General features: G+C 66.6%; 14 protein-coding genes. 5 read left to right on the forward strand and 9 right to left on the reverse strand.

Features of this window, described 5'->3' with window-relative positions; translation table 11 throughout:
* Positions 1-95: 95 nt before the first annotated feature.
* Positions 96-677, forward strand: a complete 582-nt coding sequence (locus tag JZ792_RS02830; RefSeq protein ID WP_216906519.1) for a transglycosylase SLT domain-containing protein — start codon at positions 96-98, stop codon at positions 675-677.
* Positions 678-745: 68 nt separating this feature from the next.
* On the opposite strand, the gene JZ792_RS02835 is transcribed toward JZ792_RS02830, so the two are convergent.
* Positions 746-1,189 carry a DUF8021 domain-containing protein gene (locus JZ792_RS02835; RefSeq protein ID WP_216906521.1) on the reverse strand — a complete coding sequence of 148 codons (444 nt, stop codon included), beginning with the start codon at positions 1,187-1,189 and terminating at the stop codon, positions 746-748.
* 171 nt (positions 1,190-1,360) lie between these two features.
* Here JZ792_RS02835 and JZ792_RS02840 point away from each other — a divergent pair, with 171 nt between their 5' ends.
* Entirely contained in the window at positions 1,361-2,191 is an 831-nt protein-coding gene (locus JZ792_RS02840) for a mycofactocin-coupled SDR family oxidoreductase (RefSeq protein WP_216906523.1), read from the forward strand.
* 168 nt (positions 2,192-2,359) lie between these two features.
* Positions 2,360-3,697: an ABC transporter substrate-binding protein gene (locus JZ792_RS02845; RefSeq protein WP_308165116.1), complete on the forward strand. Its 1,338-nt coding sequence runs from the start codon at positions 2,360-2,362 to the stop codon at positions 3,695-3,697.
* A 51-nt stretch (positions 3,698-3,748) separates the two neighbouring features.
* Here JZ792_RS02845 and JZ792_RS02850 read toward each other — a convergent pair whose 3' ends face one another.
* Positions 3,749-4,609: an oxygenase MpaB family protein gene (locus JZ792_RS02850; protein WP_216906527.1), complete on the reverse strand. Its 861-nt coding sequence runs from the start codon at positions 4,607-4,609 to the stop codon at positions 3,749-3,751.
* Positions 4,610-4,833: 224 nt separating this feature from the next.
* Here JZ792_RS02850 and JZ792_RS02855 point away from each other — a divergent pair, with 224 nt between their 5' ends.
* Positions 4,834-6,450: an acyl-CoA synthetase gene (locus JZ792_RS02855; protein ID WP_216906666.1), complete on the forward strand. Its 1,617-nt coding sequence runs from the start codon at positions 4,834-4,836 to the stop codon at positions 6,448-6,450.
* Positions 6,451-6,462: 12 nt separating this feature from the next.
* On the opposite strand, the gene JZ792_RS02860 is transcribed toward JZ792_RS02855, so the two are convergent.
* From JZ792_RS02860 to JZ792_RS02870, 3 genes are all read right to left on the reverse strand, one after another.
* On the reverse strand, positions 6,463-7,707 hold the full coding sequence (locus JZ792_RS02860; protein WP_216906529.1) for an amidohydrolase family protein: 1,245 nt from the start codon (positions 7,705-7,707) through the stop codon (positions 6,463-6,465).
* A 168-nt stretch (positions 7,708-7,875) separates the two neighbouring features.
* Entirely contained in the window at positions 7,876-8,109 is a 234-nt protein-coding gene (locus JZ792_RS02865; protein WP_109524067.1) for a hypothetical protein, read from the reverse strand.
* A 129-nt stretch (positions 8,110-8,238) separates the two neighbouring features.
* Positions 8,239-9,213: an ATP-binding protein gene (locus JZ792_RS02870; RefSeq protein WP_216906531.1), complete on the reverse strand. Its 975-nt coding sequence runs from the start codon at positions 9,211-9,213 to the stop codon at positions 8,239-8,241.
* A 129-nt stretch (positions 9,214-9,342) separates the two neighbouring features.
* Here JZ792_RS02870 and JZ792_RS02875 point away from each other — a divergent pair, with 129 nt between their 5' ends.
* The gene (locus tag JZ792_RS02875; protein WP_216906533.1) at positions 9,343-10,695 is read left to right on the forward strand and encodes a hypothetical protein; all 1,353 of its coding nucleotides are present in this window, start codon (positions 9,343-9,345) and stop codon (positions 10,693-10,695) included.
* Here the strand turns inward: JZ792_RS02875 and JZ792_RS02880 are convergent.
* From JZ792_RS02880 to JZ792_RS02895, 4 genes are all read right to left on the reverse strand, one after another.
* Positions 10,610-11,743, reverse strand: coding sequence for a S8 family peptidase (locus JZ792_RS02880; protein ID WP_308165117.1), 1,134 nt, complete (start codon positions 11,741-11,743; stop codon positions 10,610-10,612). The genes JZ792_RS02875 and JZ792_RS02880 overlap by 86 nt on opposite strands.
* 29 nt (positions 11,744-11,772) lie before the next feature.
* Positions 11,773-12,027 (reverse strand): carboxypeptidase-like regulatory domain-containing protein, encoded by a 255-nt coding sequence (locus JZ792_RS02885; RefSeq protein WP_216906538.1) that lies wholly within the window; start codon positions 12,025-12,027, stop codon positions 11,773-11,775.
* Complete coding sequence (locus JZ792_RS02890) at positions 12,024-12,956, reverse strand: trypsin-like serine peptidase (RefSeq protein ID WP_216906540.1); 933 nt, start codon at positions 12,954-12,956, stop codon at positions 12,024-12,026. The genes JZ792_RS02885 and JZ792_RS02890 overlap by 4 nt, the downstream gene beginning before the upstream one ends.
* Before the next feature lie 127 nt (positions 12,957-13,083).
* Entirely contained in the window at positions 13,084-15,054 is a 1,971-nt protein-coding gene (locus tag JZ792_RS02895; RefSeq protein ID WP_254189181.1) for a trypsin-like serine peptidase, read from the reverse strand.
* Between the last annotated feature and the right edge of the window lie 30 nt (positions 15,055-15,084).

Below are 15,084 nucleotides of genomic sequence, written 5' to 3' on the forward strand. Positions count from 1 at the left end.
TCGGACGGGACATATCGACGAGTTCCCGTCGCGTATCAGCACTGCCCGAACCCGGCTCGAACACCTTCGGACACGATCAAGGAACCGATTCGCACATGCCTGATTCCCGCTTTCCCGCTTTCCGTCTCCCGTCGCTGCGTAGCGGCGTCGCCGTCGCCGTGGCCGCCGCAGGCGTCATCGCCCTCGGCAGCTCCGCCGTGACCGCTCAGGCCGACGACAGCGTTGCGGCGGGTGTCACCCCGGTCGCCGCGACCCCGATCGACTTCCCGATCCCCGGCCTTCCCGAACTGCCGGGCCTGCCGTCGCTGCCCGCGCTACCCGGGCTGCCGTTCCTCGCGCCGCCCGCCCCGGTCTACCCGGACAACCTCGACGGCTGGATCCACCACGCCCTCGACATCATGGCCGTGCGCGGCATCCCCGGCAGCTACGACGGCATCTACCGCAACGTGATGCGCGAATCCGGCGGCAACCCCCAGGCCATCAACCTCTGGGATTCCAACGCCGCCGCGGGCATCCCGTCCAAGGGCCTGCTCCAGGTGATCGACCCGACGTTCGAGGCCTACCACGTCGAGGGCACCCCCTTCGACATCTGGGATCCGGTCGCCAACATCACCGCTGCCTGCAACTACGCCGCGCACCGATACGGTTCGATGGACAACGTCAACGGCGCCTACTGATCCGTACCGACACACGTGCCTCCCCGCCGTCAGGCGGGGAGGCACTGTCATATCCGGGGGGACTCAACTCAGCCCAGGGTCGGCACGATGGTGGCGGTGATGGCGTGGATCGTCCCGTCGGGAATGACGAACGTCTCGGTGATCTCCACCGTCAGCAACCGGACACCCGCGACGCCGGAATCGAGCAGATATCGGGTGGTGACCACATCACCGGCCTCGTCCACGGTGAGATCCCGAATCCCCTGGATCACCCGGTACTGCACGCCGTGATTCAGGTCGTTCGCGAGCTGCGGCCCGGAGTATCCGGTCTGCAAACCCGCTTCGACCCGTGTCGCGTCGGGTGCGAAGGGCACGGCACTCGCGTCGTGTGAGACGAGGGCATCGATGTAGGCCCTGGCGACGGCCGCTCGCGGCGTATCCGCCGAATGCGGTGCGGCCGAGGCCATTCCGGAACCCAGACCGGCCGCGGCGAGCACCGCGCCCGTCAGAACCGACACACGTTTCATTCCCATCCGCCGATCGTGTCCCACATACCGCGGCCGCGCAACAGAATCGGCGCGCGGATTTTCCACATCGGCGAGCACCCTGCTATACGCTCGTACAGCCAGCATCGCCCGGCGCGGCCGACGAACTCGTGAGCGCGGCCGTGGCGGCGACGTGGCCGACTCGATGAGGAGCTCAGCATGGGAGAACTCGACGACCGCGTAGCGGTGATCACCGGCGGGGCGCGGGGGCAGGGTCGCGCGCACGCGATCGCCATGGCGAACGCGGGCGCGGACATCGTCGTATGCGATATCGACGAGGAGATCGCGACCGTGCCGTATCCGCTCGGCACCGGGGACGATCTCGCCGCGACCGTCGAATCGGTCGAGAAGGCAGGTCGTCGGTGCGTCGCGATCAAGGCCGATGTTCGCAGCCGGGATCAGATGAACGCGGTCGCCGAGCGGGCGATCGACGAGTTCGGTCGCATCGACATCCTGGTCGCCAATGCCGGAATCGCCACCTACAGCACCGTCGCCTCGATGGACGAGCGCATGTGGCAGGACATCATCGACGTCAATCTCACGGGCGTCTTCCACAGCGTGCGCGCCGTGGTCCCGTACATGATCGAGCGCCGATGGGGCCGGGTGATCGCGACCTCCTCGATCGCGGCCAAGATGGGCGTTCGCCACATGGCCCACTACACCGCGGCCAAGTGGGGCGTGATCGGCCTGGTCAAATCCCTGTCGCTCGAAGTCGCGGGCTACGGCATCACGGTCAACGCACTGCTGCCGGACGCGGTCGACACCGACATGATCAACAACCCCGCCATCTATCGACAGCTCATGCCGAAGAAGGACAATCCGACCAGGGCCGACATCATGGCGATGGTGGCCTCCGGTCCACCCAATTCCGACTGGATAGATCCCGCCGAGATCGCCGAAGTGGCACTGCTGCTGGCCTCCGAGCGTGGACGCCACTTCAACGGCGAGGCGGTGACGATCTCCTCGGGCAGGAGCGCGGGCACCACCTGAACCGAGCCTTCCGAGGACCGGAGTCGGTCCGGTAGACATCATCGGACACTATTTTTCCCCAGTGGGGGAATTTGTTCGAAAACGCTCCGAGCGCGGGTGCGCGGGGTGTAGCAAGTGCAGTGTGAGCAACGGGCCGCGCGGATGAATCGAAGACTTCTCGTGCTTGTGGTGTCGGCACTGTTGGTCGCGGGCTGTGGCACGACGAACACCGGACTCGCGGAAGACGATTCGCCGATCTCGACGCTGTCGAGCGAATTCGGTTACCTCGGCCCGGTGTGCCGGGACGGAAACCCGACGCGCGCCTCCACCCGGGGAGTCACCGCCGACACCATCCGTGTCGGCGTGTTCACCGACTTCGGATTCACCAAGAACCCCGAGTTCATCGACGCGGCAATGGCATTCGCGTCCTGGTGCAATGCCCGCGGCGGCATAGAGGGGCGCAGGATCGAGGTCTCGGTCCGCGACACCAACCTCACCGAAGTGCGACAGCGCATGCTCCGATCCTGCGACGAGGATTTCGCCATCGTCGGCGGCGGGGCCGGACTGGACGCGCTCGGGGTGCGGGAACGACTGAACTGCCTGCTGCCCAGTTTCCCCGCCCAGGTGGTCCAACCGCGCAGCGTGGGAGCCGATCTGGAGTTCAGCGCCTCACCCACCGCGCTCCCGCGCCACGATATCTACACCGGCTTCCGGCACTGGCTGGTCAAGGAGGCCTATCCCGCATCGATCGGAAAGATCGGTTTCGTCACCGCCGACTCCCCGGTGTCGAAGGTGCTGGCCGACAAGGGCAGGGAGAGTTTCCAGGCGCTCGGGGCGACGATCGTCTACGACGACCCGCACCCCATCGTCGGCATGACGAATTGGATGCCGATCGCGCAGACGATCAAGGACAGGGGTGTGCGCGGCCTGGTCTTCAACGGCGAACCCAGCCAACTGGCGAAACTCGAGCAGGCGCTCACCACGCTCGGCCACCGACCCGACTGGATCGACGCGACCAACAACAACTACTCCCCCACATTTCTCGAGGACGCGGGCGCGTCCATCGGTTTCCAGAACAATGTCGCGGATCTGGGCGGTGTCGTGCCGTTCGAGAAGGCCGAGACCGTCACCGCGACCCACCAGGTCAAGGCCATTTTCGACGAGTACGCGCCCAACACCAGGATGAGTTTCCCGCAGCTGCGCGCGATCTCGGCGTGGCTGCTGTTCGCGATGTCGGCGGCCGAATGCGGTGACGACCTCACCCGCCGATGCCTGTACGACGCGGCGTCCTCGGAGACGTCATGGACGGCGGGCGGCCTCCAGGGCCGGATCGATCTGTCCAATCCACTCGTGCCGAAGAGTTGTTTCAACGTCGAACAGGCGACGACCGAGGGGTGGCGGCCCGCCGATTTCACACCCGACACCGGCCTTTTCCGGTGCAACATACCGCTGTACAAGTTCCGGACCGACTACGGCTCACCCATGACCCTGGCCGATGTCGGCAAGACATTGAGCGATCTCGAATAGCGACGTTGGAAGTTAGCCGAAATTCTTTCGGAGGCCGAGTTCCACCGCTGTTCACACCAGGGGTTTTCCCAGCGCCCTGCGGCGGCGCATATCGCGCAGGTAGGTCTCGAACGGATACAGCCGAACCCGCTCGGGGAGCACGCGCAGGACCACCCCGATCGCCCGCATGGTCAGTTCGAAGATCCGCTGCCTGCGAGGGCCCCACGACAGGCCGAGCAGATCGCGGAACTGTTGCGGGAGAAAGCCCGTCGTGAAGAATCGATTGACCCGCCGCAGCGCCAGACGTTCGCGGCGCGTGTACGGCGCCAGATCGACGACCTGGTCGAGCAGGTAGCTCCGCACCTCGTCGTCGACGGAGATCTCCACCATTCGCGCGTCCCAGTATTCGGCGAAGGCCGCGCGATCGGAGGGCCACATCTCCGGACGCATCTGCAACGTGGTGCCGAACCGACGGGATTCGCGATAGAGCTCGTCGGCGAAGTCGTCGTCCAGGCGTCCGTACAGGTAGGTCAGCGAATCGAGAGCGCCCCGATAGATACACGCCGCGACCCACAATTGCAGTCGCGGATCGAAGGCGTTGTATTCGACCGGACTGTCCGGCCCCGAACGCACGTGCCGGTGCGAGGTGTTGGTGGCGGCGCGGTACGCCGCGCGGTCCTCGTCGTCACCCAGGATCGCCACGGCGAGGTAGGTCAACGTGGTGCGCCCGCGTTTACGGGGATGCAGGCTGTATCGACCGCTGTCGACGGTACTTTCCACCACGCCGCGCCCGACCGGGGCCATGCTCAACTGCATGATCACGTTCGCGCCGCCGCCGAGCAGCGCGGCGGGGCCCGCGAGATACCGCCTCCGCAGCGCCGGCGGTGCGTCCGATCCGTCCGGGGCCGGGGTGGTTCGGGTCGATCGCGTCATCGCACACTCCGACGATTGATGAGATAAATTCTCTATCATCCTCTCACTACCGACGACTCGGGGCAAGCACCTCTCGGCAATAAGTGAATAGGGATTCTTTCTTGCGCTAAGCTCTCGGGCAGTCGGACCCCGGCGCACTCCGGGCCGCCGATCGATCACGGAGGTGTTGTGTGAAGGCGGAACTTCGGTCCCCACGAACGGCGCTGCGACCGGTCACCGACGCGATGTCGGCGGTCGGAGTCCTGAGTAGACGCGGGATGTTCGACTGGCGTCATCCCGGCGAGATGATCAGGACGATGCGCGATTCCGCCGTCTACGGGCCTTTCGTCACGGTGCTCGCCCATTCGACGCGCCTCGACCCCGCCGCCGAGGCGATCGTGGACGAACGCGGACCGCTCACCTTCGGCGAACTCGACCGGCAGTCCAACGCGCTCGCCCGCGGTCTCGCCGCCACCGGGATCGGTCCGGGAACGGTGATCGCGGCGCTGTGCCGTGACCATCGGGGCATGGTGCTCACCCTGCTCGCCGCAGGCAAACTCGGCGCGCGAGTGCTGCTGATGAACACCGGATTCGCCGGACCACAACTCGCCGCCGTCGCCGAACGCGAGAAGGTCGGCGCGATCATGCACGACAGCGAGTTCACCGCACTGCTCGGTGCGATCGGGACCGGGACACCGCGCGTACTCACCTGGGTCGACGGCGACGTCCCGGAGGGAGCGGCGGTCATCGACGCACTGATCGCGGCGAATTCGACCGACCCGCTGCCCGCCCCGGCGCAGCCCGGCGGCCTCGTCATCCTCACCAGCGGGACCACCGGCACCCCGAAAGGGGCTCCACGGGACAAGGTTTCGCCGCTGCAATCGGCACAATTCCTCGATCGGGTGCCGCTTCCACGCGGCGGCACCCTGGTGATGGCCGCGCCGATCTTCCACGGCACCGGTCTGTCGCAGCTCACCCTCGGGTGGGCGCTCGGCAACAGGATCGTGTTCGAGCAACGCAGATTCGACCCGGTCCGGACGTTGGCCGATGTGGCCGAACACCGCGCGGAGACCCTCGTGGTGGTCCCGACCATGCTGCAACGGATCATCGACCTCGGCCCGGAGGTACTGGCGAGATACGACACCTCGTCGCTGCGGGTGATCTTCGCCGCCGGATCGTCGATCTCGCCGGACCTGAGCCGCCGCACGGCCGAGACGTTCGGCGAAGTGCTCTACAACCTCTATGCCTCCACCGAAGTGGCCGTCGCCGCCGTCGCGACGCCCGAGGATATGCGGCTGGCACCGGGAACGGTCGGCCGTCCGCCGGTCGGCTGCCGCGTCGCGATCTACGACGAACAGCGCGACAGGATCACGACACCCGGTGTCGTGGGCACGATCTTCGTCTCCAGCGGACTCAGCTTCGCCGGTTATACCGACGGCAGGCACAAGGAATCCGTCGACGGATTGCTCTCCAGCGGTGACGTCGGCCATTTCGACGCCGAGGGAAGGCTTTTCATCGACGGTCGCGACGACGACATGATCGTGTCCGGCGGCGAGAACGTGTACCCGCTCGAAGTGGAGAATCTGCTCGTCGCCCGACCCGACGTGCTCGAGGCGGCCGTCGTCGGCGTCGACGATCGCGATTTCGGGAAACGATTGCGCGCCTTCGTCGTACTCGCCGACGGCGCCGAGGGCGACCCGAGTGAGATCAGGGATCACGTCAAGGCGAACCTCGCCCGGCACAAGGTTCCCCGCGATGTGATCTTCCTCGACGAACTGCCGCGTAACGCGACCGGCAAACTGCTGCGGCGCGCTCTCCAGGACTTCGACGCCGAGGACGCGAGCGCGACGCGGCCCGAATAGGCCCGTGGCGGGTCAGGCGGCGTGGATGGGACTCCCGCTCTCGAGCGCGGCGGGATCGGGGTTTGCGATGGGCAACCCCAGGAAACGGCGCGCGTTGTCGCCCATGAAATCGTAGGTACGCCGAACGTCCATCCCCTCGGCGTATTTCCAGAACCCCTTCGGCTCGGCCAGTCCTTCCGGATGCGGGAAATCCGACCCGAACAGGACCTTGTCCCAGCCGACGGTATCGACGACGTCGGCCACGCAACCCTCCCAGAACGGGCTCACCCAGATATTGCGGCGGAACACCTCGTGGGGATGCTCCGGGAAGTTCTGCGGCATCTTCTTGTACAGATCCGCGAAATCGTGGAACAGCGGATAGATCCAACCGCTGCCGTTCTCGACGCTGGCGATCCGCAGGTTCGGGAAGCGGGTCAACGTGCCGTGGCAGATCAGGCTGGTGATCATGTCGGCGATCTCGCGATGCCCGAGCGCCATCCAGCGGAACGGGCTCTGCGCCATGAAATTCGCCGTATGCGGCGGCTCCCACTTGGCGATGTAATCATCGAGCGGCGGATAGCTGGCGTGCAGCACGATCGGCAGACCGGCGGATTCGACATCACGCCAGAACGGATCGAATTCCGGCAGCGCCGGTGAACGCCACCCGTGCAACCCGTTGACCGGACCCGGCTTGATCAGGGCGGCCTTCGCGCCGTGGTCGAGGATGTAGGCCAGTTCGCGCTGGGCGGCGTCGACCTCGGACAGGTTGATGATCGGCGTCGAGAAGACCCGATCTTCGTAGTTGTAGGACCAGTGCTCGACCATCCACTGGTTCAGCGCGTGGATGATCGCCAGGGTCAACTGCGGGTCGTCGGCGGCCGAATGCTCGACCAGACTCGCCAGGGTCGGGTAGTTGAGCGCCTCGACCACCCCTTGACGATCCAGTTCGGCGACCCGGTCCGCCGGGTTCCGGGTCGAGGGCGGAGCCTCGATCGCCGGTCCCTGCATCTCCCGCAGCGTCAGCCCCTCGGTGTTGAGCCCCGCGAAGAACTTCTCGTGCGCGCCCGGGGCCGCGACCCGTTCGAAGGTCGGATTCGGGATGAAATCGGTGACCTTGTTGTTGATCACGATCCGGGTCTGGCGACCGATCTGCGCGAACTGCACCGCACGCGAATACTCCTCGGGCAGAAACCTCGTCAACGCCTCCGGCGTCTCGTACATGTGCTGATCAGCGTCGAAGATCGGCGCATCCCGGAAAGATTCCTCGGCTCGACTCATGATCGCGCTCCTCGGGTAGAGGGGATCGCCACGGTCGTGGCCGCTCGCGCGCGTGCGCCGACACGGACATCCATCCGATCCCTTTCGAACTGTGCGGATAATTCTACTGTAATACATACAGTATATCCGACGCCCGATCGGCGACAGTCAGGACCGCATCGGCCGGTTCTAGTGCTTCTTCGCCTTGTTCGGCTTCTTCTTGACCTTCGGCTTGTCGTGGTCGGGCTCCCACTCGTAGCCCGCCTGGTTCTGTTCGCAGTGATAGTTCTCGACGAGGACGTCGCCGCGGTCGAGTTCGCACCAGCGTTCGGACTTGCTACAGGAAGTCAGGCCGAGTGTCGCGGACAGCGCGACCCCGAGCACGATCGCGGTGGCGTGGATTCGGGTACGACGGATCGTCATCGAGGCTGCTCCTTCAGGTCTGCTGCCGAATCGGTATACACGGCGGTATCCCGGCGCATGAACAGCATTCGGGTATCGGCGCGGAATGTCCAGCGACACCGGTCGTGTTCGGCAGCACCACCGGCACGGTCAGCGCGGAGCGGCGACCTCGAGACCAGACCCGAGGTCGAGGTCCGGCCGCGGCACGAAGTCGGGGTCGACCTGATCGATCAACTCGACACCCGCCCACGCTTCGGCGTTGCGGATATGGAACTCGACCGCGTGCCGCTGATACGCCGCCCAGTCGCGCGTGATGGCGTCGACGGCCGAGCGGATCGTCGCGAGAGCGCGGCGGTTACCTGGTTCGAGTTCGGCGACCGGACGGACCTCGCCGCGTTCGGCGGCGCGCACGTGCGTCGAGCGATCCAGCCAGCACAGCAGGTTCTCACCGACGTGTTCACGAAGGAACGCCAGATCGTCCTCGTCGCAGATCTTGTTGCCGACCACCGCGATATCGATGCCGAAATCTGCGGCGTAGTCGCGATATTGGCGATAGACGCCGATGCTGCGCACCGTCGGTTCGCAGACCAGCGCGGTCAGGTCGAAACGCGTGAACAGCCCGGAGGCGAACGAGTCCGCGCCCGCCGTCATGTCGACGACCACGTACTCCCCGGCTCGGTCGATCATGTGATTGAGCAGTAGTTCGGCCGCGCCGACCTTCGAGTGATAGCAGGCCACACCCAGATCGTCCTCGGCGAAGGGACCGGTCACCATGAGCCTGGCTCCCCCGACCTCGCGCACGCAGGCGCGGTAGATCGGATTGTCCGCCACGACGCCGATCAACCGGGAACCCGCGCCCGCCGGGGTGGTCTTGATCATCGCCTCCGCCGAGGCGATCCGCGGATTGTCGCCTCGCAGATACTCTTTGATCAGGGGCAACTGCTCCCCCAGGGTCGGCAGTGTCAGCGACTCCTCTTCCTCGGCCCCGAGGGCCGCGGCCAGGTGCTGATTGATATCGGCGTCGATTGCCAGGACGGGCGAGCCCTGCTCGACCAGATGGCGAATGAACAGCGAGGACAGCGTCGTCTTACCGCTACCCCCCTTGCCGACGAAGGCGATTTTCATCGCCGCACACTCCTCTCCGAGGTCAATAACGAAATTCATGTTCAACACGGACGGTGGTCAATCTATCGCGCACACCGCCGTCGCGACCCGAACACGGCTCGCGTGTCGAGGAATCCCTAGGGTCGACAGGTGATCTCCTTGCGAACCGCCTCGAGAGCGATGTACATCGCCGCCGCGGCGCTGCTCACACTGCTGCTCCTCGTCCCGCAGGTTCGGATGTACCGGGACGATCTGCCGCGCACCGATGTGGTCGCCCAGTTGCGCTTCATCCGTGCGGAACTGGATTCCGGCTCGGCCGAGGAGATGCAGGGCATGTTCCCCGAGGGGTACGTCTTCTCCTACGTCCTCTACGGATTGACGTGGACCGATATCGCGCGCGGCGACCCGACCTATCGGGACGAGGCGCTGCGGGAAGCGCGCTGGGCGCTGCGACATGTCGACTCTCCCACCGGGCGGGCGGTTTTCGACGCGCGGCTCCGCCCGGCGTACGGGGTCTTCTACGTCGGATGGTCCAGTCGGTTGCGCGGAGCCGTCATCGAACTCGCCGGGGCGACCGCACCGGAGACCGCGCGATTCACCGCGGACTGCGAGGCGCTCGCGGCGGCATTCGATACCGACGGGCCGTTCCTCACGGCCTATCCGGGCCAGGCCTGGCCGGTCGACAATGTCGTAGCCATGGCCGCGCTGCGGTTGCACGATCGAATCGTCGGATCACGTTTCGACGCGGTCATCACGCGATGGCTCACCTCCGCGCGTGCCCGACTCGACCCGGCGACGGGTCTGCTACCGCATATGGCAGCACCCACGCAGGAGGGTGCGCGCGGCTCGTCGCAGTCGATCATCCAGCGGTTCCTGCCCGAGATCGACGCGGCATGGGCGGCACAGCAGTACAGCGTATTCCGCCGACTGTTCATCGATACCCCGCTCGGTCTCCCGGGAGTGCGGGAGTACCCGCGTGGTCGCGACGGCGCGGGCGACGTGGACTCCGGACCACTGCTCCTGGGCATCAGCGCCTCGGCCACGGTGGTCGGCCTCGGCGCGGCCAGGGCGAACGGCGACCGATCCCTGTCCGGTCCACTCACCGGCCTCGGCGAAAGCCTCGGCATGCCGGTCACTCTCGGGGACTCGAAACGCTACGCGTTCGGCGTCCTGCCCATCGGCGACAGCTTCCTCGCCTGGTCTTTCGCCGCGCCGTCCGCCGACTCGACGACCACGTTCTCCCCGGCCGCGCCGTGGTGGTGGCGACTGCCCTGGCACGCGCTCACGCTGATGGTGGTCGCGCTGCTCTGGTTCCCCGTAATCCTAGGTCTGCTCCGACGGGCGCGGGCGAAACGGCGACCGGCTACCGGGGTTTCGCCCTCCACCGCTGAGGGGTCGCGCCGATCGCCCCCGGGCGCTATTTCGTCGCGGCGGCGACCACCACTCCACCGACCTCCGCACCGATATCGCGGGCACAGGCGTCCAACGCGCCCACCGCACTGATCCGGGGAAAGTCCAATCCGGTGTTGCGGACATTGTCGCGTTCGTCGTCACCGTCGTTGATCGACACCGCGCCCGCCAGCAGCCAGCGGCGCACATCCGCCGCACTCGGCGGTGTCCCGGTGACCTTCAGATGCAGATCCTGGAGCAGCAGCACGACGCCCGCGACGACCGGTGTGGCCTGGCTGGTGCCGTGTTGGACGGATTCGCCGGTGTCACTGGCGATTCCCGACGACGTGGTCGGCGCGCCGGGGGCGAAGATATCGGTGGCGCACGCTCCGCCGACGCTCTCGTGCAGTCGCTGCGAGAACGGCGTGATCCGGTCCGGGCCGCTTTCGGTGACCCGCGCGCCGGACTCGTAGGAGAACGGTCCGACGTCGGAGTCGTATACCGCTCCGACGCTGAGGGTCTCGCGGAAGATCGCCGGATAGCTCATGCCCTGGGCGCTGTCGTGGGCGAAGAAGTCGTTGCCCGCCGCGACGCAGCAGACCACTCCGGCCGCGGTGAGGTCCGCCATCGCGCGGCCGATGGCGTCACCGGCCAGATCGGTGTCGGTGGTCCTGTTGTCGGAGGCTCCCAACGACATGCACACCGCGGTGATGCCGAGCGCGGCCCGCTGGTCGAATACCCACCGCAGGGCGTCGAGGATGGCGGTGAACGATCCACTGCCCGCATCGTCGAGCACCTTGACCGGGACTATGCCCGCTTCGGGTGCCATGCCGATGTGCAGGTCTCCCGCGCAGATGATGCCGCCGACGTTGGTGCCGTGGCCTTGGCCGTCGGTGGCGTCGTCGGGGTCGCCGCCGTTGTCGGCGGTGAAATTGCGGCTCGCGCGAACTCGGCCCGCGAAATCGCGGTGGGTCGTGCGCAGTCCGGTGTCGAGCACGGCGACCGTGGTGCGCCGCCCGGCCACGCCGAAGGCGCGCCTGGCTTCGGTCGCCCGGATCAGCGCGTCGACCTGGATCAGTTCGGCATTACTCGTTTCGCGTTGCAGTGGCGCCTCGACCGGACTCACCCGTTCGTGCGCCAGCACGTCGTTGTTTCTGTTCACTGTCGTAATCCTTTGCTGAGAAGGGGATTTCATTGGACTCGCACGCGCAGGAAGAGGTCATCGACGCCGAGGACGAATTCGACGTGGCGCGGGTCGTAGCCGGGGGCGTTGACCCCGATCCGGTATCGGCCGGGCCCGACCCCGGCGAGGACGAATCCGCCGTCCTCGTCGGTCATCGCGGCCACATCCGGAACGGGCGCGGGCGCGGACTCGAGGTAGACCGACGCGAAAGCGACCGGTCCGACCGGCGAGTCGACCACGCCCCGAATGAGGGCGGGAGTCATGCCCGCCAGGCGAGCAGGTTGTCGAACACCGACGTGTCGATCCGGGTTCCGGAGTTGGCGGTCGAGCCGCCGTAGGCGTGGACCGCGAACGCCATCCGCTGCCCGTCGACGAGGCGATACGCCGCGCTGCCGCTCTGGCCGCCGATCGTATCGGTTTCGTAGAAGACCTTCTGGGCGTTGACCGCCGTCACCCGGGCACCGTGGTACCACTGGGTACCCGCGGGCTTGTCCGCCGGGTATCCGGCGATATTGGCCGTGCTGGCCAGCAGGGTCGCGTCGTTGTACACGCCGAAACCGAGCCATCCCGTCGTATTGCCGAGGTCGGTCGGCAGCACGATGGCGCCGTAGTCGAAGTTCTGATCCCCGTTGACGGTCCAGCCGGTCACCGAGCGGAACGCGCCGCCCGAGGCGAGGACCGAGCCGAACGGCTGCTGCGCGCCGTTGCGTCCCGGGATCACCTGGATCGATCGCACCCAGCCGTCACGGCCGGGGACGCCGCTGTTCTTGATGAAGACCACGTGCCCGGCGGTGCCGAGGGTGTGCGGGCCGAGGAACCAGCCGGTGCCGACCCAGCGTGAGCCGTCCGCCGCGGTGATCAGCAGCGAGGCGTGGACGCGCCACGGATAGTCGGCGGTGGCCGTCACCTGCACGCGGTCGTCGATGCCGATGATGCTCTCCTCGACCGGTACCTCGGGCGCGCGGTAGGAGGCCCAGGCGACATCGGGCAGTCCGGAAAGCTCTGCGAGATCGGCGGATTCGGCGTCGGCGCGGCCACCGGACAGGACATACCCCTCGATATCCTCGATATCGCCCGCGACCGAGGCGATGCCGGGGCCGGTCCCGGTGCCCGGCGATTGTTCGATTACCTCGACGAGGGGTCCGGCGCTCGAAACCGGCGTGTGCCCTTGTAATTTCACATCGTTGTTCATGAGATTCCTGTCGTCCGATACGGAGGCGATCGGTTCGCCGTGCGCGATGGCGCTACGAGAACTCTTGCGCGACCGTCCGTCCGGAACGCGGGTAAGGCACTACTCGAAATCGGCGCTGGATGTTCGTTCAGGCGGACAGTTTTCGTCCGATGACCGCTGCCACCTCCGGATGCGCGAGGTATTCGTCGATATCGTGCGCGCGCTCCTCGGGGTTCTCGACGGGCAGGTCCCGGAGACCGGGTCCCCAGGTCGGGCGCAGTGGGCAGCCGATGGCGACGGGATCGCCTGCGTACCAGGTATTGAGCCACTCCCCCACGCGCTCGGGCCTGTTCGGGCCGCCGATGAGGAGTTTGCGATGGACCGCGTCCATGCCGAGCGGGCTGCCCGCGGTGACCAGCAGACTCACCTCCACCTCGCGCGGCAGCTGGGTGAGCAGATCCAAGGCGACCACGGTGCCGAGACTGTGGCTGACGAGGATGAGTTCGCCCCGGGTCGGCACCTCGGTGAGCACGGTGTCCAACACGCTCTTCCTGACCTGCTCGTCGTCGAGATAGGCGGCGACATCCTCGAAGAGAGCCCCGATCAGCACGGAGTCGAGGCGGCTGCGCGCGGCGATCCAGCCGAGCTGATCGCGGACCCGGCCGAGCACGACGGTGCCGAAACCTTCCTCAGCGACGGGCACGTCGGCGGTGCTCGGCATGCCCGCGCGGTGCGCCGCCTCCTCGACCAGGCTCTCGTAGAGCCCGGACCCGGTGTCGACGATCGATTCGGACGCGCTCATGCTCGCGATGAGCTGGTCACCGTAGTAGGGGAAATACACGTCGGCGGGATCGACCGGACTCAGCTCCGCCAGCGTCAGTCCCTTGTTCAATCCGGCGGCCCACATGCGCCGCAGATCGGCCGGAACGCGCTCTTGCTGCCCTCGACCGTGCAGGAACATCACACTGCGCCGGCCGCCGAACGCACTCGGCCTGCCCGGCGCGCCGCGCACGACGCTCTCGGTGATCGAAAGATGCGGCAGTGCCGTGGATTCGGGTCCGGCCGCGGCGGACTCGGACGACAATTTCGCGGTGGGTCCGAGTTCGTCGAGCAGTTTCCGCTGCGCGGGATCGAACCGCCTGGACCCCAGATCGCGGAGCAGCACGCTCACCCGGACGCCTTCGTTGGCGACCCAGTCGACGGTGTCCTCACCGTCGCCGGGTTGCCATTGCTTGCCGTCCTTGCGCAGCAACCGACCGTTGTCGTCCTTCTTCGGAACGCCCGAGTGGTGCAGCGCGACGATCTCCCATTGATCGTTGAAAACCGGCGAGCCCGAATTTCCCGGCTCGGTGTCGGAGGTGTAATGCAGGAAATCGTCGAGTTGCAGATCGAGCCGGTTGTCTCGAATAGAGATCTCCTTGAGCCTGCCCATCGGATGACCGATGACATTCATCGCCTCGCCGATCACGATCTTGCCCGAGTCGGCGATCAACGGACTCCAGCCGAACACCGTCCCGGGGGCGTCACCGTCCGGGCTCGAGGCGACTCGTACCAGCGTGTAGTCGAGATGTTCGGAGGTGACGAAGAAATCGTCGGGTGCGAGCCGATGGCGCACCGTCGTGTTCGGCACGTTGTCGAGGCCCGCTTCGGCCGAGAATTCGACCACGACCGACTCGGCGTCCGCGGGCGTGGGCAGGACGTGGTTGTTGGTGAGCAACAGTTGCGGTGACACCATCGACCCGGTGCCCATCGGTATCTCGCGGCCTTTGTCGACCAGCGAGATCCGCGCGACGGCGGCGGCGGCGCGGCTGCCTCGGGCCAGGAAGTTGACGGCCTGGAGTTCGTTGGCGAAGCCGATCACGCGTTCCAGCGAGCGGATACTGCCGACCGGGTCCTGCCCGCCCAGTTCGATCACGGCCTGCGCGGGTACTTCACCGCTGACGAGGAGGCGATCGGCGCGGGCGATGATCTGTTCTTCGGTATCGACGACATCGGAATCGGTCGCCCGACGTCGACGGGCCACTTCGTCGCGTCGCCCGGCACTGTCGGCGAATCGTCGAGCTGCGGCGTTCACCTGGTCACACCGCGCGGTCGTCCGTATTTCGCTGTCGATTTCCATGAGGTCACCTCGCCGGAGAATTGTGGATGG

It is taken from the genome of Nocardia noduli, assembly GCF_019038455.1.
GTDB classification, from domain to species: Bacteria; Actinomycetota; Actinomycetes; order Mycobacteriales; family Mycobacteriaceae; genus Nocardia; species Nocardia noduli.

Coding starts and splice junctions, on each gene's coding strand:
- JZ792_RS02835 (WP_216906521.1), bottom strand. CDS start 1,189: ATGGGAATGAAACGTGTGTCGGTTCTGACGGGCGCGGTGCTCGCCGCG.
- JZ792_RS02860 (WP_216906529.1), bottom strand. CDS start 7,707: ATGAGTCGAGCCGAGGAATCTTTCCGGGATGCGCCGATCTTCGACGCT.
- JZ792_RS02840 (WP_216906523.1), top strand. CDS start 1,361: ATGGGAGAACTCGACGACCGCGTAGCGGTGATCACCGGCGGGGCGCGG.
- JZ792_RS02890 (WP_216906540.1), bottom strand. CDS start 12,956: ATGAACAACGATGTGAAATTACAAGGGCACACGCCGGTTTCGAGCGCC.
- JZ792_RS02870 (WP_216906531.1), bottom strand. CDS start 9,213: ATGAAAATCGCCTTCGTCGGCAAGGGGGGTAGCGGTAAGACGACGCTG.
- JZ792_RS02865 (WP_109524067.1), bottom strand. CDS start 8,109: ATGACGATCCGTCGTACCCGAATCCACGCCACCGCGATCGTGCTCGGG.
- JZ792_RS02895 (WP_254189181.1), bottom strand. CDS start 15,054: ATGGAAATCGACAGCGAAATACGGACGACCGCGCGGTGTGACCAGGTG.
- JZ792_RS02855 (WP_216906666.1), top strand. CDS start 4,834: ATGTCGGCGGTCGGAGTCCTGAGTAGACGCGGGATGTTCGACTGGCGT.
- JZ792_RS02850 (WP_216906527.1), bottom strand. CDS start 4,609: ATGACGCGATCGACCCGAACCACCCCGGCCCCGGACGGATCGGACGCA.
- JZ792_RS02885 (WP_216906538.1), bottom strand. CDS start 12,027: ATGACTCCCGCCCTCATTCGGGGCGTGGTCGACTCGCCGGTCGGACCG.
- JZ792_RS02830 (WP_216906519.1), top strand. CDS start 96: ATGCCTGATTCCCGCTTTCCCGCTTTCCGTCTCCCGTCGCTGCGTAGC.